The organism is Bacteroides sp. 1001136B_160425_E2, from assembly GCF_015559655.1.
GTDB classification, from domain to species: domain Bacteria; phylum Bacteroidota; class Bacteroidia; order Bacteroidales; family Bacteroidaceae; genus Bacteroides; species Bacteroides luhongzhouii.
Window position 1 is genome coordinate 59,210 of the sequence record NZ_JADMQH010000005.1, and the last position, 22,703, is coordinate 81,912.

Annotated in this window: 25 protein-coding genes; 12 read left to right on the forward strand and 13 right to left on the reverse strand. The window is 41.2% G+C overall.

The features are described from left to right. The first annotated feature begins 11 nt into the window (after positions 1-11). On the forward strand, positions 12-425 hold the full coding sequence (tsaE, locus tag I2I04_RS06325; RefSeq protein WP_143257732.1) for a tRNA (adenosine(37)-N6)-threonylcarbamoyltransferase complex ATPase subunit type 1 TsaE: 414 nt from the start codon (positions 12-14) through the stop codon (positions 423-425). Further along, on the forward strand, positions 422-649 hold the full coding sequence (locus I2I04_RS06330; protein ID WP_143257731.1) for an immunity 17 family protein: 228 nt from the start codon (positions 422-424) through the stop codon (positions 647-649). Before tsaE ends, I2I04_RS06330 begins: the two co-directional genes overlap by 4 nt. A gap of 43 nt (positions 650-692) precedes the next feature. Here I2I04_RS06330 and I2I04_RS06335 read toward each other — a convergent pair whose 3' ends face one another. The 6 genes from I2I04_RS06335 to I2I04_RS06360 are packed head-to-tail and all read right to left on the reverse strand — an operon-like array spanning position 693 to position 6,826. Next, on the reverse strand, positions 693-2,003 hold the full coding sequence (locus tag I2I04_RS06335; RefSeq protein ID WP_195654596.1) for a DUF58 domain-containing protein: 1,311 nt from the start codon (positions 2,001-2,003) through the stop codon (positions 693-695). Positions 2,004-2,056: 53 nt separating this feature from the next. After that, on the reverse strand, positions 2,057-3,031 hold the full coding sequence (locus tag I2I04_RS06340) for an AAA family ATPase (RefSeq protein WP_143257729.1): 975 nt from the start codon (positions 3,029-3,031) through the stop codon (positions 2,057-2,059). Positions 3,032-3,042: 11 nt separating this feature from the next. Continuing rightward, positions 3,043-4,314 (reverse strand): DUF4350 domain-containing protein, encoded by a 1,272-nt coding sequence (locus I2I04_RS06345; RefSeq protein WP_143257728.1) that lies wholly within the window; start codon positions 4,312-4,314, stop codon positions 3,043-3,045. Continuing rightward, a complete protein-coding gene (locus I2I04_RS06350; protein WP_195654597.1) occupies positions 4,311-4,928 on the reverse strand; it encodes a DUF4129 domain-containing protein in 618 nt (205 codons plus the stop codon). The genes I2I04_RS06345 and I2I04_RS06350 overlap by 4 nt, the downstream gene beginning before the upstream one ends. A 16-nt stretch (positions 4,929-4,944) precedes the next feature. Next, positions 4,945-5,883 carry a hypothetical protein gene (locus tag I2I04_RS06355; RefSeq protein ID WP_195654598.1) on the reverse strand — a complete coding sequence of 313 codons (939 nt, stop codon included), beginning with the start codon at positions 5,881-5,883 and terminating at the stop codon, positions 4,945-4,947. After that, on the reverse strand, positions 5,864-6,826 hold the full coding sequence (locus I2I04_RS06360) for a stage II sporulation protein M (protein WP_195472967.1): 963 nt from the start codon (positions 6,824-6,826) through the stop codon (positions 5,864-5,866). The genes I2I04_RS06355 and I2I04_RS06360 overlap by 20 nt, the downstream gene beginning before the upstream one ends. A 101-nt stretch (positions 6,827-6,927) precedes the next feature. Between I2I04_RS06360 and I2I04_RS06365 the strand changes: the two genes are divergently transcribed. Continuing rightward, positions 6,928-7,653, forward strand: coding sequence for an RDD family protein (locus I2I04_RS06365; RefSeq protein ID WP_143257724.1), 726 nt, complete (start codon positions 6,928-6,930; stop codon positions 7,651-7,653). Between the two features lie 211 nt (positions 7,654-7,864). Here I2I04_RS06365 and I2I04_RS06370 read toward each other — a convergent pair whose 3' ends face one another. From I2I04_RS06370 to dnaE, 3 genes are read right to left on the reverse strand one after another with little or no spacing between them, the layout of a single operon-like run. Then, on the reverse strand, positions 7,865-8,200 hold the full coding sequence (locus I2I04_RS06370) for a hypothetical protein (RefSeq protein WP_004306577.1): 336 nt from the start codon (positions 8,198-8,200) through the stop codon (positions 7,865-7,867). A 32-nt stretch (positions 8,201-8,232) separates the two neighbouring features. After that, entirely contained in the window at positions 8,233-8,547 is a 315-nt protein-coding gene (trxA, locus tag I2I04_RS06375) for a thioredoxin (protein ID WP_004306576.1), read from the reverse strand. Between the two features lie 59 nt (positions 8,548-8,606). After that, positions 8,607-12,413: a DNA polymerase III subunit alpha gene (gene dnaE, locus I2I04_RS06380; protein ID WP_143257707.1), complete on the reverse strand. Its 3,807-nt coding sequence runs from the start codon at positions 12,411-12,413 to the stop codon at positions 8,607-8,609. A 161-nt stretch (positions 12,414-12,574) separates the two neighbouring features. Between dnaE and I2I04_RS06385 the strand changes: the two genes are divergently transcribed. The 3 genes from I2I04_RS06385 (at position 12,575) to I2I04_RS06395 (ending at position 14,337) form a co-directional block, all read left to right on the forward strand. Further along, positions 12,575-13,261 (forward strand): phosphatidylserine decarboxylase family protein, encoded by a 687-nt coding sequence (locus tag I2I04_RS06385; protein WP_004299219.1) that lies wholly within the window; start codon positions 12,575-12,577, stop codon positions 13,259-13,261. Between the two features lie 10 nt (positions 13,262-13,271). After that, positions 13,272-13,979 (forward strand): CDP-diacylglycerol--serine O-phosphatidyltransferase, encoded by a 708-nt coding sequence (gene pssA, locus I2I04_RS06390; RefSeq protein WP_143257706.1) that lies wholly within the window; start codon positions 13,272-13,274, stop codon positions 13,977-13,979. Positions 13,980-14,046: 67 nt separating this feature from the next. Then, positions 14,047-14,337 carry a DUF4834 family protein gene (locus I2I04_RS06395; RefSeq protein WP_195654599.1) on the forward strand — a complete coding sequence of 97 codons (291 nt, stop codon included), beginning with the start codon at positions 14,047-14,049 and terminating at the stop codon, positions 14,335-14,337. Between the two features lie 14 nt (positions 14,338-14,351). On the opposite strand, the gene I2I04_RS06400 is transcribed toward I2I04_RS06395, so the two are convergent. Both I2I04_RS06400 and I2I04_RS06405 read right to left on the reverse strand, forming a co-directional pair. Continuing rightward, a complete protein-coding gene (locus I2I04_RS06400) occupies positions 14,352-14,789 on the reverse strand; it encodes a nucleoside deaminase (protein ID WP_143257704.1) in 438 nt (145 codons plus the stop codon). A gap of 48 nt (positions 14,790-14,837) precedes the next feature. Further along, on the reverse strand, positions 14,838-15,071 hold the full coding sequence (locus I2I04_RS06405) for a hypothetical protein (RefSeq protein ID WP_004299215.1): 234 nt from the start codon (positions 15,069-15,071) through the stop codon (positions 14,838-14,840). Positions 15,072-15,138: 67 nt separating this feature from the next. On the opposite strand from I2I04_RS06405, the gene I2I04_RS06410 reads away from it, so the two are divergent. The 4 genes from I2I04_RS06410 (at position 15,139) to I2I04_RS06425 (ending at position 18,064) form a co-directional block, all read left to right on the forward strand. Beyond that, positions 15,139-15,504, forward strand: coding sequence for a YraN family protein (locus tag I2I04_RS06410; RefSeq protein ID WP_195654600.1), 366 nt, complete (start codon positions 15,139-15,141; stop codon positions 15,502-15,504). A gap of 102 nt (positions 15,505-15,606) precedes the next feature. Continuing rightward, positions 15,607-15,963: an MmcQ/YjbR family DNA-binding protein gene (locus tag I2I04_RS06415; RefSeq protein WP_143257702.1), complete on the forward strand. Its 357-nt coding sequence runs from the start codon at positions 15,607-15,609 to the stop codon at positions 15,961-15,963. Beyond that, positions 15,947-16,705: a biotin--[acetyl-CoA-carboxylase] ligase gene (locus I2I04_RS06420; RefSeq protein WP_143257701.1), complete on the forward strand. Its 759-nt coding sequence runs from the start codon at positions 15,947-15,949 to the stop codon at positions 16,703-16,705. The genes I2I04_RS06415 and I2I04_RS06420 overlap by 17 nt, the downstream gene beginning before the upstream one ends. Positions 16,706-16,771: 66 nt before the next feature. After that, positions 16,772-18,064, forward strand: coding sequence for a zinc-dependent metalloproteinase lipoprotein (locus I2I04_RS06425; RefSeq protein ID WP_195654601.1), 1,293 nt, complete (start codon positions 16,772-16,774; stop codon positions 18,062-18,064). Positions 18,065-18,097: 33 nt separating this feature from the next. On the opposite strand, the gene I2I04_RS06430 is transcribed toward I2I04_RS06425, so the two are convergent. Further along, a complete protein-coding gene (locus I2I04_RS06430) occupies positions 18,098-18,781 on the reverse strand; it encodes a tetratricopeptide repeat protein (RefSeq protein WP_195654602.1) in 684 nt (227 codons plus the stop codon). 112 nt (positions 18,782-18,893) lie between these two features. On the opposite strand from I2I04_RS06430, the gene I2I04_RS06435 reads away from it, so the two are divergent. Together I2I04_RS06435 and pyrH are read left to right on the forward strand one after the other, a co-directional pair. Further along, the gene (locus I2I04_RS06435; protein ID WP_143257698.1) at positions 18,894-20,222 is read left to right on the forward strand and encodes an MATE family efflux transporter; all 1,329 of its coding nucleotides are present in this window, start codon (positions 18,894-18,896) and stop codon (positions 20,220-20,222) included. Between the two features lie 54 nt (positions 20,223-20,276). Then, entirely contained in the window at positions 20,277-20,987 is a 711-nt protein-coding gene (gene pyrH, locus I2I04_RS06440) for a UMP kinase (protein ID WP_004299207.1), read from the forward strand. A 162-nt stretch (positions 20,988-21,149) separates the two neighbouring features. On the opposite strand, the gene I2I04_RS06445 is transcribed toward pyrH, so the two are convergent. Next, on the reverse strand, positions 21,150-22,703 hold the full coding sequence (locus tag I2I04_RS06445) for a hypothetical protein (RefSeq protein WP_143257668.1): 1,554 nt from the start codon (positions 22,701-22,703) through the stop codon (positions 21,150-21,152).

Consider the following 22,703-nt stretch of genomic DNA (forward strand, 5'->3'; position numbering starts at 1 on the left):
ATAGATAGTATATGGAAATCAAAATTCAATCACTGGAAAGTATCCATGAAGCAGCCCGTGAATTTATCGCTGCTATGGGCGATAACACTGTATTTGCTTTATACGGAAAGATGGGTGCCGGCAAAACTACATTTGTCAAAGCACTTTGCGAAGAATTGGGTGTAACGGATGTTATCACTTCTCCTACTTTTGCTATTGTCAACGAATACCGTTCGGACGAAACCGGAGAGTTAATCTATCACTTCGATTTTTACCGTATCAAGAAACTAAGCGAAGTGTATGACATGGGTTACGAAGACTATTTCTACAGTGGAGCCCTCTGCTTTATCGAATGGCCGGAACTGGTAGAAGAATTACTTCCGGGAGATGCCGTAAAAGTAACGATTGAAGAACAGGAAGACGGAAATAGAGTAATCAAACTATGACCGGACAATATATCGTACAAGGAATCTTTGCGCTGGCAGGAATCGTCTCCCTGCTGGCGTCATTGCTGAACTGGGACTGGTTCTTTACAACGCGCAACGCACAAACCATTGTCCGGAATGTAGGACGCAACCGGGCAAGGCTCTTCTATGGGATACTGGGAATTATCATCATTGGAATGGCTGTATTCTTCTTTGTGGAAACACGGAAAGCCGTAGGATTGTAGATTCGTCTTACGGAAAAATGAAGAATCAAACACTCTATTGATATTACAGTAATTGTCGTGACTTCATCTCCAGATACTTATTAATCACATCAATCGAAAGATTCTCCGGTGTAGTTAATAAAGAATAGATTCCATGTTGTTTCAAAGTAGATACAATCAGCCGCTTCTCGTAAGCGAACTTTTCTGCAATCACCTGTCGGTAATACCCTTCCGTATCTTTTGCCGGTTGGGCGATATATTCCTTCAAATCGACATCTTCAAAAAAGACTACGAGCAAACGGTGCTGGCGGTTTAGTTGTTTCAGGTAAGATAATTGACGGTTCATTCCTCCTATACTCGAGAAGTTAGTATATAGTACCAGCAGGCTACGCTTACTGACATGTTTGTTCAAATGAACGCAAAGAGCCGAGAAGTCTGTCTCCCCGAAAGTGGTCTGCTGGCTATAAAGACTTTCCAGCAATGTCTGCATATATCCCGGTTGCTTGGAAGCAGGAACAAAAGTATCAAAGTGCTCATCAAAAGTCACTAATCCGGCTTTATCTTCTTTCCTCATGGCAACATACGAAAGCACCAGCGAAGCATTAATCGCATAATCCAACAAGGTCATTCCACAGAAGGCTTGCTGCATTACTCTACCTTTATCAATCACATTATAAATCTGCTGTGAGCGTTCGTCCTGATACACATTCACCATAAGTTCATGTCGACGGGCACTTGCTTTCCAGTTAATCGTACGATAATCATCACCTTTTACATACTCTTTAATCTGTTCAAACTCCGTATGATGGCCAACCCGGCGAATACGTTTTATTCCCAGTTCAGTCAGATTATCACTTATTGCCAGCAATTCATATTGATGGAGCATCAAATATGACGGGTATACTTTGATATCCAAAGGTTCTGCACAGGTATAACGCCGGGAAACCAAGCCAATCTTTCCGGTCACAAAGACTCTGATATGACCAAAAGAATAAACTCCACGACAAGTCGGGCGAAGACGATAGGTCACTGTTTTTCCCTCGTTTGCTCCAAGCTTCACCTGAAAGTCGATATCACGTTTCTGAAAGATAAAAGGTACCTCATCTATGATCTCTAAAGATACAGGATGCGAATAACTACTCTCTACCCGAATACTTACTTCATTTTCATCGCCATTAGAGAAACGGTCGGCACACTGACGAGAAGCACGGATTCCACGGATACGATAAAGAAAGTATACGTCTGCCAGTACCACCAGAAGCAAGACAAAGAGTGTCCACTGCCCGATAACAAAGAACGGAGCAAAAACATATCCGCTACCCAATAACAGGATAACTATGACAAGGGCAATATAGAAACGACGAGTTAGAAACAAATGATTTATGAATTATGGTTTCTTCGGTTTATGATTTCTTCGGACTTATCTTTTCATTTCGGGACTTCCACTTTATCAATCAAGCGTTGTGTCACTTTTACTGGTGAATAGCCTTCCATTTCAGCTTCCGCAGTCAGGATCAGACGGTGCTGGAGTACATAAGGAGCTACAAACTTGATATCTTCCGGTGTCACAAAATCACGTCCCTGCAAAAGAGCATACGCTTTTGACGATTGCAGCATAGCAACAGACGCACGCGGAGAAGCTCCCAAATATACGGCCTTACTGGTGCGGGTCTGCTGCACAATCAATGCGATATATTGAAGCAACGTGCGGTCTACAAATACCTGATTCATAAAAGCACGAAGCGACAACAGTTCTTCTTTGGTAATAGCGGGAACGATGTCTTCCAACTTCACCAATGCGGCATTGGTATGATGACGCTCCAGGATATTCACTTCCTCTTCTAATGAAGGATAATCCATCGTTATCTTCATCAGAAAACGGTCGAGCTGTGCTTCGGGAAGTTTGTATGTTCCTTCCTGCTCTACCGGATTCTGGGTAGCCAAAATCGTATAAAGATCCCCCATCCGGTGAGTCGTTCCATCAATACTGATCTGGCGCTCTTCCATTACCTCAAACAAGGCAGCCTGCGTCTTGGCAGGAGCACGGTTGATTTCATCGACCAATACAATATCCGCAAAAATCGGTCCCTGATGAAAATCAAAACCATTGGTTTTCATATTAAACACAGTCGTACCTAATACGTCACTCGGCATTAAGTCCGGAGTGAACTGGATACGACTGAAGTCTGCATCAATCAGCCGAGCTGTCAAACGGGCCAACAGTGTCTTCGCAACTCCCGGAACACCTTCTATCAAGACGTGTCCATTCGCCAAAATTGCCGTCAGTACCAAATCGACTGTCTGCTCCTGCCCTACTATGACGGAAGCAATCCGGTCTTTCAACTCTTGTATCTTCCCGGAAAAGAGAGTTAAATCTACTCGTTGTTCTGTATTCTCTTCCATAAATTTCTTCTTTAGATATGATTGATTATTTCATTCATTTTATCGATATACCCCTTCATCTGCTCCGCGTCAATAACACGTCCTCCGTAAATTACGGGTCTGACTTCGCGGATAAAATCCGCAATCTCTCCGGCATCCATTCCGGTTTTCCGGGCAATCCGGTGGAAAGAGCGTTCATCGTCTGCCACTTCTTCAATATCCACTTGAATCTCTCTCCGCAGTTCTTCGGCTAAATAGGAAAACTTCTTGCGAACTAAATCCGCATGGTCTTTCTTCTGAAAGTAAAGTGTACCTATCAGTTCGGTAAATTCAAGAGATTTATTGACCGGCTCGTGAATAACAGGGATCACCCGTTGCCGCCTCTTCGCTGTGAATATCATGAAGAGTATAATCGTAATCATCGTCAGATACAAAGCCCAACGAAGCGGCTGGTGTGCCAGCAAATAACGGAAAGGTGATTGCTGCACCTGTGCCGTTTCTTTCATATACCCTTCCGTGCGAACGATGGGAAGCTTCCCCATCTGCGACAACAAACGGAAAATATAGGTTGCATTTTTGCCGTCCAACATTCCGTAATTAGTAAAAATCAAAGGAGTGGAAACTAAAATAACTTCTCCTTTCCCCCACCGACGGGACATCGCTACAGGCATATAAACAAGACTATCCATTGCCAACGAGTCCGCCTCGGTTTCATACCGGAACTCATTCGACTCAAGAACTCTTTGTGCCAGCACCCTTTCAGGAAGCGAATCTCCCCAAAAATAAGAGGCACACAACTGGGGATAAAAATAGAAAGTCTGACGGGGGTAAACCGCCGAATCTCCCATCCAATACAAGCTATCTTTTTTCAAAAATGAAGTCGCATATTTCTTCAAAGCCATCGGACTGAAGTAAGAATAGTAAGACCTGAACTTCAAGGTATCTTCCAAATATCTGCCGAACAAGGTACTTACCAACATGATCTTATCTCCGCGTTCCGCCATTTTCAACAGAGCGTTTACATCGACGTCCGACAATCGCAAATTATCAGAGATAACCAATATACCTCTGCGTTGCGTCGTATCTTCCTGCTCCAGTTGATAAAGACTTTTCCTCGAAAAAGTGTACCCCTGTGGCAAAGAAGAAGACAACACGCTATCGAACACTGCACATCCGAAAGGTTGCTCGTCATTATGTCCGAATGTGGGCTTCCACACAAAATTCTTCGGCAAATGATATTCTATTGCAAACATGATGAACAGAAAAGCGACAATAAAGACAATGAACCAGCGACTTCCTTTCATGAGACACCTCCTTTCCCTATTTCTTCCTGTAAGGTCTGCATTGCCCGGAAGAGTTCTTCCGTCGCCTCAAAGTTGCCATAACGTACCCGCAGGAAATGATTGGTCAGTTGCCTGAAAGCCGGTAGCCGGACTTCATTGATATACTGGGTAGGCGTTTTATAAAGTTGCCAGTCAATACGTTCTGCATCACTAAGCTGTTTCAAAGTTTGCAGATAAAGCAGACGTACTGCTTCCCGGTAATCCTGACGGGAAAGCGCTTCCGCTATCCCTCCCGGAAAATCTACACCGTAAATGGTATCTTCTTCAACTGTATAAGGCAACGCATTTTTATGCGAGGTCATAAACAACTCCGGGCGTTTCCGGTAGACGAACCAAACAATCAGCAACAAAAGAAGAATGGCAATACATACCAGGATAAGCCCTGAATACTCTTCAGCAAAACGACTGCCGAATATTTTGCGCAACAACTCCCCAAACTGTCGGCTGATCCACTCAAAAACATTCATCTCCGGAGTAATCAGTTCACGGTTATAGTTGTATGCCGGATCAGACCGCCAGAGGGCAATCTGCGCCGTGTCACAGACTAGTGTATCAGCCGGGGAAGTGAGATTCATCTAATGGAGGTTTGCTTTAGAGTTTATCAAAATTGTCAATATCACTTTCTACCGTTATGCTGTCCACCACTTCCGATGCATGACCATACTGATAAACCAGACCGACGATACTGAATATAGCCGACAAGTAAGAACCATACAACATCAGGATAGAGAACAAATATTGCGCAAAATTCAGTCCGACTGATGAAGAAGTCGCACCTCCGTCACTCATCGTAAAGACCATTTTTACAATATAGATCACATACCAGGGTATAGAAACGATTCCTTGTAAGACACTGGCAATAAGTCCCATCACCATTAAAACCAGAAAGACACCACCCCAGGTAGCAAATCCCAACCGGAATGTTTTTGCAAATGCCTCGCTCAACGAGATGTCTTCAAATAAATAGATGGGAGCCATTAATGCCAAAGGAACCATAAACGCGAATAAAAGCGGGATGGTCAAAATGAGCGTGAAAGGTGTTAACACAGCCAACAAGACAACAAGGACCACAGCAAAGATGAATAAGAAGCTGCAGGCAATCCCCATTAAAAATAGTCTTTTAATATTACGGAGCAACAGCGATTTAATATCACCGAACGCAATCCCGTTCAGGCGTTCTTCCCGTTCGTTATACAATCGTACCATCGCATAAACCAAGGAAGTCATCAGCAAAGCTCCCAAACATGAAAAAAAGATAACTCCTGCATAATTCAGCGCGAATGAAGGTCCCAGAACTGCTAAAGGATTATCACTTATTCCTCCGGATGCCTGCATGGCAGTAAGATCTGTCATGCTTCCCATCAGACCGCTAAAGTTTGCGGCTTGAATTAAGCATACGGGAAGTATCAGATAAGTTGAATACTTAAACAATTGTTTCCAATTCTCTTTTATAAAATCAAAAGAAGCGTTCAACTTCTCACCGAAAGGACGTTTCACGTACATCGCAATCTTAGGTTTCTGTGATTCCATGTTGTTTTTTATTTGGTAAATAAATATAGTAGAATATAATAAATGCCAGAGAAGTGAATATCACGCCAAGCCTCAACAGATCGGGAAGCTCTGTGTGACGGGTAAGAAAACCTTCTATAAAACCTGCCATAATGAATACAGGAACAGTGCCGATCACTATCTTCAAGCCTCGCTTCGCTCCTCTTCTGAAAGATTCCAGTCGGGAATAGGTACCGGGAAACAGCCAGCCGTTGCCTAGAGCTAATCCGGCGGCACCGGCCACGATAATTGCCCAAATCTCGAGCGTTCCGTGCAACCAGATGGCAAGACTGGATTCCCACAACAAATCGTGTTGATAAAAGAATGTTTGAAAAGCTCCTACCATGATACCATTGGAGAGAAGCATATACCCTGTTCCAAAACTGGTCAGCAATCCCATTGCAAAGCAGTTGAAAGAGACCATCACGTTATTAAGTGTAATGCCCAAGAACATCGGAACTTCAGAAGAGCCGTTATATACGGCCATCGGCTCACCATTGGCAATATTGTCGAGCGTCATATCCACATAACCGTTTCCCAATATCAACCGGACAAAATCCGGGTCATTCGCTGCTGATAATACGCCGATTAATGCGCTGGCAACAAAAATCAGAAAGGAGGTCAGTAATTCGCGACGTGCATCGTGCATGGTTCGTGGCACTTCCTGTGTCCAGAAGGTGATAATCCGTGTCCACTTCTCGCGTTTATTGCGGTAGATTTCGTTGTGCAACGCTGAAGCCAGATTATTCAGATAAATAGTAATGCGGGAAGTTGGGAAATGTGTTTGGGCAAATGCCAGGTCAGCCGTCAAGTCCGTATATACATCGGCGAGTTGGTCGGGGGACAGACTTGCCGCCCGCTCCACAACTTTCTCTGTCTCCTTCCATTTTTCAATGTTCCGACGAATAAACGTTACTTCTTTCATGCTTTTCAATAGATTTCGGATAAGTTTTGTCCGAAACCGGAAGCAAAAATAAGAGAATTATGATATATTTGCAACGGAATCCTAAAAATGTTTAACCTGAGATGGCAGAATCTACGATAATAACCGGACAATTCGTTCGTATCAGTCAAACGCCCGCCAGTATCGGCGAACGATTGATGGCTTTAATCATCGATTATTTTCTGATCGGGCTTTACATTTTATCCACTGCTACACTCTTGTCTAAATTAAGTTTACCATCAGGATTCAGTTTGTTCTTTTTTCTGTGCGTCGTTTATTTACCGATTCTGGGTTATTCTTTTCTTTGTGAAATGTTCAATCACGGACAGAGCTTTGGCAAAAAACTCATCAATATCCGGGTCGTAAAAGTAGATGGTTCTACTCCAAGCATCGGCTCTTATCTGTTACGATGGCTTCTTTTCCCAATTGATGGTCCCATCACGAGTGGCCTTGGACTTCTGGTCGCGTTATTGAATAAGAACAATCAACGATTAGGGGATCTAGCTGCCGGCACTATGGTAATTAAAGAGAAAAACTATCGTAAGATACATGTCAGCCTTGATGAATTCGATTATCTGACCCAAAATTATCATCCGGTATATCCGCAATCCGCCGATTTATCTCTCGAACAAGTGAATGTAATTACCCGAACTTTGGAATCCGGTGAGAAAGACCGGACAAGACGTGTCATGGCACTTGCTAAGAAAGTACAGGAATTGCTTTCCGTTACTCCTCGTGACGGTAATCAGGAAAAATTTCTTCAGACTGTACTTCGCGATTATCAGTATTATGCATTGGAAGAAATATAACTTGAATACGCTGTTTCAGACTATTCTGGCAAGGGATTATTCTCACTGCAGTGAGAATTAATACTCATAGTAATGAGTATTTTTTCTCATCGCAATGAGAACTTTTTCTCATAGGCATAAGAATGCTTGAGAAAAAGCATCACACAAAAAGGGGTATACTCACAGAGCACACCCCTTATCTTAATTTATCTACAATGAGACCGAACGTCGTTTAGTCCACTTGTCCCAGAGAGTTTCCGTATTCCATTTCTCCCTGAACCACAAAGAGGACTTCTTCAGGATCGTATTCTCCTATTTCATCCTTTTTGGCTTCCTTTACAATGTAAGCCACAACCTCTTCCAAATCGATGTTAACATAACCGTCTTCATCGGGTTGAGCGTCGAGAATGCCACTTTCAGAGTAATACTCGTCGATTAAATCGAGAAAATAATACAATTCATCGTCCGAGAACTTCTCTTTCAGTTCTTGAGGCAGATAGTTTTTGATGAACTCGATGGTCTTTTCGTCATCGGCATCTGCTAATAAAAAATCGTCTTCCAGTCCCATTTTTTTAAGTATTAAGTGATAAGTATTATCGACTATAAAAGCTTCTTCACCTTTTCTGCGAATACCGGTTTGCCAACTGCACCTACCTGCTTGTCTACTATTTCACCGTTCTTGAAAAACAATACAGTAGGAATATTACGGATACCATATTCAGCAGCCATATCACCATTTTCGTCTACATCGCACTTACCGATGATTACTTGTCCTTCAAACTCCGCAGCCAATTCTTCAATGATAGGAGCCACCATCTTGCATGGGCCACACCAAGGAGCCCAAAAATCTACAACAACCGGTTTTCCTTCTGCAAGAACCTCTTTATAGTTGCTGTCTGTAATTTCTAAAGCCATTTTTTTAAGTATTAATTATTAAATGTTATTTCGTTAGCTTATTCTCGCCACAAATATAATCAATTTATATGAAATCCCAGTTCGGGACGCTCTTTTAAATATGTTATTAAATCCCGCCCCACCGAAAGCTTAATTGGACGAGAAATCAAATCAATTGACATGTGGCTTACATCAGCATCATCCGTCACTTTAAAATACAATTCTGTATTTCCCGGATGTTCCTTAGTCAGAGTGGCAAGTTCAGTAACCAAAGCCGAGTTCAAGACTGACAGAGGAATGATAATCGTGATCTTCTGCACCAGTTCTTCTTTCACGTCGGGAAGAAGCTCCATAGAAGTGATTTTCACTTCCAATTCATCCTGCCGCCATTGTTTCGCTTGGCAACGGGCTTTAATATATAGGAACGTTCCTTCGTTGAGATATCCCTGATAAGTCACCCAGTCATTTCCCCAGAATGGGATTTCGGTAGAACCGGAATAATCTTCAATCTTAGCAATACCATACGGATTTCCATTCTTGCTGACTCCGCGACGAACACTAGTCACAATCCCTCCCATCGTTATTTCACGACCAACAAGTGCAGCTTTATCTTCCAAATCCGCCATCCGTGTATTGCAGACATGTTCCAATACGATAGAAAATTCATCCAACGGATGAGCGGAAAGATAGATACCGACCAAATCACGCTCACGATTCAGCCGATCAAGATCACTCCAACGTTCCACACCTTGAGGAATTTCAGGAGTTGCAACATCAATAACGTTTTCACCACCGAACAAAGAATTGACAGCAGCTGCCTTATCTGCCTGATAGCGGTTACCATAGCGCATCAATGTTTCCAGAAATACTTCACCTTTAGAGTTTACAGCAAAATATTGTTCCCGCTTCAGTTCAGGAAAACTATCAAACCCTCCGGCTAATGCCAGACATTCCATATTTTTCTTGTTGCAGGCATTCAGGTTGACACGTTGCACAAAGTCGAATATACCGAGGAAAGGACCATTCTTACTACGTTCCTCCATAATACTTTGTACAGCAGCTTCACCTACACCTTTGACAGCACCAAGTCCGAAACGAATATCACCGTCATGATTTACAGTAAATTTCAGGTTACTTTCGTTTACATCCGGTCCCAGCGTCTGAATCCCCATTGCCTTACATTCGTCCATCAGTTTCGTAATATCGGTAATGTTCGACAAGCTTCGACTCATCACTGCAGCCATATATTCAGGAGGGTAATTTGCTTTTAGATAGGCTGTTTGGTAAGCTACCCACGAATAACAAGTAGCATGTGATTTATTGAAAGCATAAGACGCAAACTTTTCCCAGTCGGTCCAAATCTTTTCAAGCACTTTCGGATCGTGTCCGTTCTTACGCCCACCTTCAATAAATTTAGGTTTCATGTGATCCAGCTTGTCACGCAACTTCTTACCCATGGCTTTACGGAGTGCATCAGACTCACCACGGGTAAAGTCGGCCAATAAACGTGACAGAAGCATCACCTGTTCCTGATAAACCGTAATGCCATACGTATCCTTCAAGTATTTCTCCATTATCGGAATATCATACTCAATCGGCTTGCGTCCATGTTTACGGTCGATAAAATCAGGTATATAATCCATTGGTCCCGGACGATAAAGGGCATTCATGGCAATCAAATCCTCGAATGTAGAAGGCTGCAATTCGCGCAGGTACTTCTGCATACCGGCAGATTCAAACTGAAATGTACCAATCGTACGTCCGTCACTATATAATTTATATGTAGCCGGGTCAGAGATGTCTATCGCATCAACGTCTACTTCAACATTACGACTTAAACGGATATTTTCAACGGCCTCTTTGATAATAGACAAAGTTTTCAGGCCAAGGAAGTCCATCTTAATCAATCCGGTATCTTCAATCACCGAACCTTCATACTGGGTAACAAGCATTTTTTCGCCCGTTTCCTTATCATCAGCAGTGCTGACAGGTACCCAATCGGTGATATCGTCACGACAGATAATCGTACCACAAGCATGTACACCTGTACCACGCACGTTACCTTCAAGCATCTTAGCATACTTGATCGTATCTCGAACCAACGGATCGGATGATGCTTCCGCAGCTTGCAGTTCGGGAACATATTCGATCGCATTCCGCAAATTCAATTTCTTATCAGGAATTTTATCTGGCACTAATTTAGCCAATCGGTCAGACTCCGAAAGAGGTAGCTTTTGCACACGGGCAACATCCTTGATAGCTAACTTAGTAGCCATTGTACCATAAGTGATGATATGAGCAACTTTTTCCTGACCATATTTATTCGTTACCCAACGAAGTACTTCACCACGTCCGTCATCATCAAAGTCGACATCAATATCGGGCAAGGAGATACGGTCCGGATTTAAGAAACGCTCAAACAGCAAATCGTACTGGATAGGGTCGATTTTCGTAATCCCCAGACAATAGGCCACTGCCGAACCAGCAGCCGAACCACGCCCCGGACCAACCGACACACCCAGTTCCTTACGTGCCGCATTGATAAAATCCTGTACAATCAAAAAGTATCCGGGGAAACCCATCGTTTTCATGATATACAGCTCGAAGTTCATTCGTTCTTTAACTTCTTCCGACAGAGGTTCGCCATAAATTCTCTTGGCTCCGTCAAAAGCCAATTTAGCTAGATAATCCCCTTCAAGTTTAATACGATAAAGTTTATCATAACCACCCAGGCGTTTAATTTTCGCTTTCGCATCCTCTTCACTCAATACCACATTACCATGTTCATCCTGAGTAAATTCGTCAAACAGGTCTTTTTCCGTAAACTTCGCCCGATACCCTTCTTCCGTTCCAAAATCTTCGGGAATAGCAAAAGTAGGCATGATAGGTGCATGATCGATGGAGTAATATTCTACCTTGTCAAGAATCTCCAGTGTATTGCTCAACGCTTCGGGCACGTCAGCAAAGAGTTCGTTCATCTCTTCGCGTGTCTTCATCCATTCCTGCTTGGTATAAAGCATACGAGTAGGATCATCCAAGTCCTTACCAGTACTCAAACAGATCAAACGGTCGTGCGCTTCCGCATTCTCTTCATCTACAAAGTGAACATCATTCGTACAAATCAGTTTAACATTGAACTTCTTAGCATATTCAATCAGATATTTGTTCACATTCACCTGCAACGGATAACATTCGTGATTGGCACGGGGAACAGTTGCTTTATGACGTTGTAACTCCAAATAGTAGTCATCACCAAACAAGTTCTTATACCATTGAATAGCCTCTTCAGCCTCTGCAAATTGCCCGGCAGTAATTCGTTTCGGCACTTCACCACCAAGACAGGCCGAACAGATAATAAGTCCCTCGTGATATTTTTCCAGTTCGCTGCGGTCAGTACGCGGACGCATATAATATCCGCGCGTCCATGCGTGCGATACTAATTTAATAAGATTATGATAACCTTTTTCATTCTTAGCCAATACGATCAGGTGATAACCACTTTGGTCGGGTTTACCCTCTTTTAAGTCCATAGTGCGGCGCGCAACATACATTTCACAACCGATGACAGGTTTGAAAAGCTTATTTTCCGCTTCCACTATCTTAGCTTTACATGCAGCAATCTCCGCCTCTTTATCCGCACACTCTATTGTGCCGGCCTCAATTCCTGCAATTCGCTTCTTCAAATCTTTGACTTCACCTCTTGGACCGCTGTTCTTTTTATTGACGTAGTTCGTAAATTCCTTGATACCGAACATATTTCCATGATCGGTCACGGCAATCCCCTTCATCCCGTTTTGCATCGCTTTATCGACCAGACGAGCTACGCTAGCCTGACCATCCAACAGAGAATATTGAGTATGGACATGTAAATGAACGAAATCCTGCATAATGATAAGTAGTTAAATTGAAGGCATAAAATTACTACCTCTCGGGTTATAAACAAAAATAATCCTCAAAAAGTTATCAACATTCACATTTCTATGCTCATTTACTTGCTGATTTTTTAAATTAAGTATATTTTTGCAGACAATATCATTAAACAGCATTCATGGGCCGACTAAAAAAATTAAAAAAAATACGTATTCACCGCGAAGGAACACATATATTATGGGCTAGCTTCTTGCTATTGCTATTGATTAATGCAGCTCTTTATTGGGGAATCGATTGCAAAATACCTTTTTATGTGGTAGCAGTAGCGAGTATAGCAGTCTATCTGCTGATGGTGAATTTCTTTCGATGTCCGATCCGTCTCTTCGGGCAGGACACTGAAAAGATTGTCGTAGCACCCGCCGATGGAAAAATCGTCGTCATCGAAGAAGTTGATGAAAACGAATATTTCCATGACCGCCGCTTAATGATATCCATCTTCATGAGCATTGTGAATGTACATGCCAACTGGTACCCGGTAGATGGTACTATTAAAAAGGTAGCACATCATAATGGAAACTTTATGAAAGCATGGCTGCCGAAAGCCAGCACAGAAAACGAACGTTCTACGGTAGTGATCGAAACTCCGGAAGGAGTGGAAGTACTCACCCGGCAAATCGCCGGAGCAGTGGCACGCCGTATTGTCACCTACGCTGAAGTAGGAGAAGAATGTTATATTGACGAACACATGGGATTTATCAAATTCGGTTCCCGTGTGGATGTGTATCTACCCATCGGCACAGAAGTATGTGTCAGCATGGGACAATTAACGACCGGTAACCAAACGGTTATCGCCAAACTTAAATAATTCTGTCACAATGACAAACATTATTAAAAATAGTATTCCAAATACTGTAACCTGCCTGAACCTTTTCTCCGGTTGTATTGCCTGTGTCATGGCTTTTGAAGCAAAATATGAACTGGCTCTACTTTTCATCGCTTTAAGTTCTATCTTCGATTTCTTCGACGGATTGTTGGCTCGTGTACTCAATGCCCATTCCATTATTGGAAAAGACTTGGACTCATTGGCTGATGATGTCAGCTTCGGGGTTGCTCCTTCACTGATCGTATTCTCTCTATTCAAAGAGATGTACTATCCGGCAAATATGGAATTCATCGCTCCTTATCTACCTTATTTGGCATTCTTGATTTCTGTTTTTTCAGCATTGCGTCTGGCAAAATTCAACAATGATACACGGCAGACGAGTTCTTTTGTCGGACTTCCGGTACCTGCCAATGCTCTGTTTTGGGGCTCATTAGTGGCAGGGGCACATGACTTCCTAATATCAGCCAACTGCCATCCTGTCTACCTTCTTATACTTGTCTGCCTGTTTTCCGGACTGCTGGTATCAGAAATACCGATGTTTTCTTTGAAATTTAAAAACCTTTCATGGAATGACAACAAAATCAGTTTTATATTCCTGATTATCTGCATTCCCCTCCTTATATTTCTTGGAATTAGTAGCTTTGCTGCCATTATTGTATGGTATATTTTACTTTCACTTTTTACAAGAAAAAGTAAATAAACAATCTCTTGGCACGTTTGTTGTACTATGAGTTTTATCGAAGTAACAACATAAAAATCATAGCCCGATGCATATACTTTTATTCATACTCATTTTTATCATTGCCATTTTTGTATTTGGCCTTTCTATTGTCGGATTCATACTAAGAACGATTTTCGGATTAGGACGCAGTTCTTCTTCATCCCGCCCGAAACAAACAGAATCAGGACGTACAAGCCAACAGGACTATGAGCAAAGGAATTACCGTTCAAATGATAATGAAGAGGAAATATATTCCGAGAATGTTCCGGAGAAAAGACATAAAAAAATATTCACCCAGGATGATGGTGAATATGTAGATTTTGAGGAAATCAAATAGACATTACACTGCTTTCATTTCCGTTTCGCTGCAAAGAACTCTTTCATTAGCGCAGCGCATTCGTCAGCCATTATCCCTTTTACAACCACTGTTTTAGGATGTAATGCCGCACCGGCATATTTCTGATAGCCCCGTTTTTCATCTTCGGCACCAAATACAAGTTTGCCTGTTTGTGCCCAAGCAATAGCTCCTGCACACATCACACAAGGCTCAACTGTGACATACAGGGTACATTCGTTTAAATACTTACCGCCAAGCACATTGGCAGCAGCTGTAATAGCCTGCATCTCGGCATGAGCCGTTACGTCATTCAATGTTTCTGTGAGATTATGGGCACGTGCAATAATCCGCTCTTTACAAACCACGACAGCTCCTACGGGAACTTCTCCTCGCTCGGCAGCCTTACCTGCCTCTATCAAAGCCTGTTTCATGAAGTAAATATCGTCAAGCATCCCCCTCTTTATTTTTTTATCTACAATTTCTAATTTAATAATGATCCCCTATCGCCTCATATCGTGTTCACCAAAAAGAGTGGGATAATCTTCTTCCATATTCTTATGGATAAACATGAGAATCGTTTCACGAAGCCAACGTGACTTATTCGTTATCTTATATTTCTCAAGATAACGATCTACAATCAGCTGTTCTTCGTCGCTCAACAAAATGCTCATCCGTCGTTCCCTTTTGGTACACTCGACGTGCATTTTCAGGCACTTTTTACTCCTTTTTCTCATATCTTCTGCAAAATTACTTTTACTTCTGTAAATACAAAGAATAAAAGCAGTAAATTTGCAAAAAAAGATGGCTGAACATAATGATTTAGGAAAAGCCGGAGAAAATGCCGCCGTAGTTTATCTTGAACAGAAAGGATATCTTATTCGTGACCGGAATTGGAGAAGGGGACATTTCGAACTGGACATTGTAGCCGCAAAAGGCAATGAACTGATTATAGTAGAAGTGAAGACCCGCAGCAATACCCTATTTGCTGAGCCGGAAGATGCTGTAGATTTGCCTAAAATAAAACGTACAGTACGTGCAGCAGATGCCTATATCAGATTGTTCCAGATTGACACTCCTGTACGCTTCGATATCATTACTGTAGTAGGCGACAACAGGAATTTCAAGGTTGAACATATAGAGGAAGCGTTTTATCCTCCTTTATATTAAAAAATGCTGGAACTTTATTCATCATTATAAAAGCTGTGAAATTCGTGCTTTAATTTATGATATAAACTAATTATGAAAACATATTATAATTATTAATTCATTATGAATGTAGAAACTGTCAGAGAATACTGCTTGAACAAGAAAGGAGTCACCGAATCTTTCCCTTTCGATGATGTATCACTGGTTGTAAAGGTTATGAACAAAATGTTTGCTCTCATTGACCTGGAAGAAGCTAATCACATCGCACTAAAATGTGATCCGGAAAAAGCAATCGAACTGCGTGAACATTATTCGGGAATTGAAGGAGCTTATCATTTTAATAAAAAGTACTGGAATAGTGTCCGCTTTGACAGTGACGTAGACGATAAATTGATGAAAGAGCTTATCGATCACTCTTATGATGAGGTAATCAAGAAATTTACTAAAAAGTTACGCACAGAATATGATGCCCTCCCCTGATATATTCCCGGTTCCATTGATTCGTATCAGCGAGACGAACTCCACCAACAATTATTTGCAGTCTCTCTGTTCTGAACAGAAGTTGGAGGAATTAACTGTCGTTGTCGCCGATTTTCAAACTTCCGGTCGGGGACAGCGTGGCAATTCCTGGGAATCAGATCCTGGCAAGAACCTTCTTTTCAGCACCGTTATCTTCCCCGAGTTTTTGGAAGCACGACGTCAGTTTCTCATTTCACAGATTATATCTTTAGCTATTAAAGAAGAATTAGATACATATACCACCGACATTTCTATCAAATGGCCGAATGATATTTATTGGAAAGAAAAGAAAATATGTGGGATGTTGATAGAAAACGATCTGATGGGGCGGAACATCAGTCAAAGTATTGCAGGAATCGGAATTAATATTAATCAGGAAACATTTCACAGTTCTGCTCCTAACCCCGTTTCACTGCTACAAATCACAGGAAAAAAGTATGCTCTACTCGAAATACTGAAAAATATCATGCTGCGTATCCAATCTTATTATGGCTTGCTCAAAAAAGGTGATACGACATCAATAGCCTGTCAATATGAAAAATCTCTTTTCAGAAGGGAAGGACTGCATCGATACAAAGATGCCAACGGAGAATTTCTTGCACGAATCGTTTGTGTAGAACCAGAAGGAAGGTTGATTTTAGAAGACGAGATGCTGATGAAAAGAGACTATATGTTTAAGGAAGTGGAATATTTACTGAAATAAGCTATCCTATTCCAGATCAAAACATTATCTTTGGAACGTGCGTTTTTATATAAAACTCTTTCATTTATGAAAACAAAACTAATTTTCTTCCTTCCATTGTTATGGATATTAATAGGATGCGATGATTCAGATTCTGCAACATTGAATATATCAGAATCGAAGTTTGATAACATCAGCGCAAGCGGTGAATCATTAACGATAGATATTACATGTAGTTCTTCATGGACTGTAACAAGTAATAAACAATGGTGTATTCCTAATACACAAAAAGGAGAAAACGATGGAAAGTTAATCCTGACTGTCAACGCTAACTTGGAATCCAGTCCCAGAACCGCAACTATCACTATTATAAGTCACAAAGTTAACAAAACGGTTCAAATCATTCAAAAAGGCTCTACCAATACAGCAGAAGAATACCATTATGAACTCCCTGTAATCTTCCATGTATTATATAAAGACAAAAATGATCCGCTTCAATACGTTAGCCAAAGCCGTTTAAACAATATACTCAATACAGTAAACAGCTTATATAAAGATGCAACTAAAAGTGTAGATATGAATCTGACTTTTACACTTGCAACTAAAAATCCGAATAATGAGGTTCTACCCACTCCAGGTGTAGAATATAAAGAATGGCCAGATAACTATCCCATTGACTGTGAAGTTTTCATGAATGATAATTCGGGCAAGTATGTTGATTTTTTATGGGATCCTAACCAATATATCAACATTATGATATATAATTTTGCGTCAGATCCCAACTCTAATTCAACTATATTGGGAATATCTCATCTTCCTTTTTCCACCATCAATAATAACTTTTTGGAAGGACTTAATTCTACACAATACACTCACCTAGAAAAGAATAATCTGAAGTTTCCTTATTGTGTATCCGTCAACAGTTTATTTATTAATGAACCATCTGGCACTAAATATTCTGAAGCCGATATCAGAGTAACCTTAGCTCACGAGTTAGGTCACTATCTGGGCTTACGCCATGTGTTCTCTGAAGAAGAATCTGGTGGTTTATTAGATGAATGTAAAGACACCGATTATTGCAAAGACACTCCTTCTTATAATAAGATAGAATATGATAATTGGCTCAATGAACTGCCAGGAACTAGTTATGAATTAGAATATTTATGCCAAAGAAGTAACTGCCAAGATATTAAATTTATATCTAAAAATATTATGGATTACTCCTACAGTTATTCAAACCAATTCACTCAAAATCAACGTGAACGTATCAGACATGTCTTATCCTATAGTCCTCTGATACCTGGACCGAAAAAAGGAGACATTGATACCCGAGCACTTAATGAAAGTCCCTTGGATTTACCAATACGCACTATAAAATAACAAATTGAGTATAATTGAAAAGAGGTGAACCACTTAGCGATTCACCTCTTTTTCTATCCTCAATATCTTATCCAATGTCTTTTGAGCTTCTGTTGATGGAAAACGCAAAATAACTTTCTGCAAAGAGTTACGCGCTTTCTCATACCGGGTAGTGAACAACTTCGATAATCCATCCCGGTAGCGGGCATACTGCATTTTAGTGGGAGAAGAAAGTTTCTTATAATCCGTCTCCAGCTTTCTCTTCTCCTGTTCCGCTGTCAAATAATAATAGTTACCTAAAAAGATATTAGCCGCCAGATTATCCGCCTCAAGTTGCAGTATTTTTTCGTACATACGCAAAGCCTCTTTTTCCTGCCCGCGACATACCTGCATTTCCGCGCAAGCTTCCAAACAATCTACATTATTAGGAGTCTTTTGCAGTAATTCCTTGTAAAATAAATAGGCTTTATCGTAATTCCGATTCTTTTTATAGGCAAGCGCTAATTCTGTAGCCAGTTTGGAGCTAATTTCACTGTTCTTGTCTACATTCGTCCAATAATACATTTCCGTACGGTCTATATTCAGAGCGATAGTCTGCCGGAAATAGCTCACAGCCTGCCCATTCTGCCCTGCCTCAATGGCAGCAGACACTTTTTGTAACATCTCATCAACCGACTGCGCATTCAGCACCAGTGGCAATGAAAATAAAGAGATAAGAAAAATAGTTAAGGTCCTCATAATCCATCTGATTGCTATTTAGTTCGTGACACACAAAGATACAATAAAAAAATAAAAAATGTACCTTTGTTCGCGAAAAGAACAATCAATTTGATAAAAGTGTTTTTATACAATGACAGATAAAAAAAAATCCTCCGTAAACAGACGAATATTACAGATAGCCATCCCATCGATTATATCGAATATTACCGTTCCGCTACTGGGACTTATCGATGTCACGATCGTAGGACATCTTGGCTCTCCGGCGTACATTGGAGCCATTGCAGTAGGAGGAATGTTATTCAATATTATCTACTGGATTTTTGGATTCCTGCGCATGGGGACAAGTGGAATGACTTCACAAGCGTACGGCCAGCATAATTTAAACGAAATCACCCGGTTACTACTACGTTCCGTTGGAGTAGGATTGTTTATAGCACTTTGCCTGTTGATACTCCAATATCCTATCCTGAAACTGGCATTTACACTGATACAAACCACACCGGAAGTCGAGCAATTGGCAACGACTTATTTCTATATCTGTATTTGGGGAGCCCCAGCCACATTAGGACTTTATGGATTCGCCGGCTGGTTTATCGGGATGCAGAATTCACGCTTTCCCATGTATATCGCTATTACTCAAAACATTGTCAACATTGTGGCCAGTCTATGTTTTGTCTACTTATTGGATATGAAAGTGGCAGGAGTGGCAACAGGGACTTTAATTGCTCAATATGCAGGTTTCTTCATGGCTATTCTGCTATATATGCGCTATTACAGTGCACTTAAAAAGCGGATTGTATGGAAAGAGATCATACAGAAGCAAGCCATGTACCGTTTCTTTCAAGTTAACCGGGACATATTCTTCCGTACCCTCTGTCTTGTTATAGTCACTATGTTTTTTACTTCTGCAGGAGCCGCCCAAGGAGAAATCGTATTAGCTGTAAACACCTTGCTCATGCAGTTATTTACTTTGTTTTCGTACATTATGGACGGATTTGCTTATGCTGGTGAAGCACTGGCCGGTCGTTACATAGGTGCTAAAAATCAAATAGGCTTGCGTAACACAGTACATCAACTTTTCTATTGGGGATTCGGTCTTTCACTGGTATTCACAATTCTCTATGCAACTGGCGGAAAAGAATTCCTGGGATTACTAACCAATGACACTTCAGTAATCAGTGCTTCAGACACTTATTTTTACTGGGCACTGATTATTCCGTTAGCCGGTTTCTCCGCTTTCCTATGGGATGGCATTTTTATCGGTGCCACTGCTACCCGGCAGATGCTTTACTCCATGTTAGTCGCTTCTGCCAGCTTTTTTGGGGTCTATTACGCTTTCCATCCACTTTTAGGAAATCATGCTCTATGGTTGGCTTTTCTCATTTATCTTTCACTGCGAGGAATTGTACAAACCCTTTTGGGAAGGCAAATAATGAAAAAAGTAATCGCATCCCAGTGAGGCTATCCGATAAATTATCTCTATATTTGCGGCAAACAATAAAAAGCAAAAGGTATGGCAAAGTATAAAAGAATCTTACTAAAGCTTAGTGGAGAGAGCTTAATGGGCGAAAAGCAATACGGCATTGACGAAAAAAGACTGGCAGAATATGCTGAACAAATCAAAGAGATCCACCAGCAAGGGGTACAGATTGGTATCGTTATCGGAGGAGGCAATATATTTCGCGGACTAAGCGGAGCCAATAAAGGTTTTGACCGTGTGAAGGGTGACCAAATGGGAATGTTGGCTACCGTTATCAACAGTCTCGCTCTAAGTTCTGCTCTTGTGGCTACCGGCGTAAAGGCACGTGTGTTGACAGCAGTACGGATGGAACCTATCGGTGAATTCTACAGTAAATGGAAAGCTATCGAATGTATGGAGAACGGCGAAGTGGTCATTATGTCCGCTGGAACGGGAAATCCTTTCTTTACTACTGACACTGGTTCTTCACTTAGAGGTATAGAAATCGAAGCAGACGTTATGCTGAAAGGTACTCGTGTAGATGGTATTTACACAGCTGATCCCGAAAAAGATCCTACCGCTACCAAATTCGACGATATTACATACGATGAAGTACTGAAACGTGGTCTGAAAGTCATGGATTTGACAGCGACTTGTATGTGCAAAGAAAACAATCTGCCAATCGTCGTATTTGATATGGACACAGTAGGCAACCTAAAGAAAGTTATCAGTGGAGAAGAGATAGGTACGTTAGTACATAACTAATTTTTCCCTACCGATATTTATCTATCAGATTATACTCTGATAAGACACTGATTATTCATAAAAAATAAGAAGTGCGAATTTTGCAGTATAGCTTTAATAAAAACTAATCCTGTAAAATTCGCACTTTGTTTTTCCTCTCAAATATTATATAGAAACAAACACCTATTTATCAAAATACTGAATCAAATCATACGCATTAAAATTCAATTCGCGGGCAAAGAAAGACAAATAAGGAAAGAGTTGATAAGAGTTATCATAAAGACCTTTATTAGCAGGTTTCGACGAATTATCCGTACCATCATCATCCTGGTATTTGAACCAATGCCATCCGATACAATTCTTAGCTTCAAGCAATCCTAATGTAAAATGCTGATAAGCATAAGCTCTCTCATTTTGTGTAGGGACAGAATATCCGGCTCCCGACTGGTTATTCAGATCAGAGTCCTCCACCCCTTTCGTATAAAACTCACTTACAAGAAACGGTTTGTCCGCCCAATTAGCCCAATCAGCAATCGCTGTTGTCAGTTCAGGACTCCAACGACTATAATAGTTGATAGAAATAACATCACAATATTTTCCGGCAGCTCTCACTACTCCTTCCATATATTTAGGAGTTCCATGTAATCTAGTTCCCAGATAAAGCAACTTATCATCTACTTTCTTCACAGCCTCTTTCACGGCTTTATAATATTTCTCTGCTACAATCCCGGCAAACTCATTATTCAAGGCGTCCGTCACATTTTGCGTACCTTTAGAATCCATAAAAGCCTTCGCCGCAACATAAGCCGGATCACTTGAGTTACTGATAGCCAGAAAACGATCCAAAATCCGGGAACTGTTTGAAGAGAAGTTGATCTCATTATCCGAAAAGAAACCCAATACATTAGGATCACGCAAATAATCAGCGAAAGCGCTACCAGCTAAATATGAATCACACCATTCAACCCATCCATTATAAAACACAAGGCCTGCTGCGTTATCATCGCTTCCTCCGGGATAATTATAAGACTTCGCACTCTTGAACTGGCTTAGAAAAGCAAATGAAGGCGCCAAAGTCAACGGACTGCTCGGATTAGAAGCATTATGAGCCTGAATCTGTGAATAAGTTCCTGTACAAAAGGCACCTGTACCGTGAAAGCCGATCTCACTCAATTCACGTTGAGTAGTAGACAGCCATTTCTCATCAGTTCCAAACCTGCTATTCCAGGCCGTTTTATTACGACTGGAAGTTCCCTTACGCAAAGAAGTCGCACTACGTTCCAGATGCAGACAACCTTCCGGATCAACCAACCACCAACGTCCGTCTATTTTCTTCGTATAAAACCTTCCCGTAGCCGCCTGCCTCGGAAGCGTAGTCGAACTTCCGTATTTATTAACCGACTCCTGATACGCTTTCAACGTTTTAATAGCCGGTTTATACCCGTCCATATACGCAATAATACGTGTATTCTCTGTTTTCCAGCTGGATATAGGCGGATAAGCACTGGAATACTTAACACTGATAGGGCGATACATATTGGCATTTAATGACGGAGTATACATCACGGAAGCTCCGGGAGCAGGTAAATCTTCCGGATATTCCGACTCTACATCTCCCCCTCCCATCACTATATCAGGAGGCATAAAATTAGGATCTTTATCATCATCATCCGTACAAGACACCATAGGAATAGAACTTATAAACAGTAAAGTTCCCAATATAAATAGTTTTTTCAT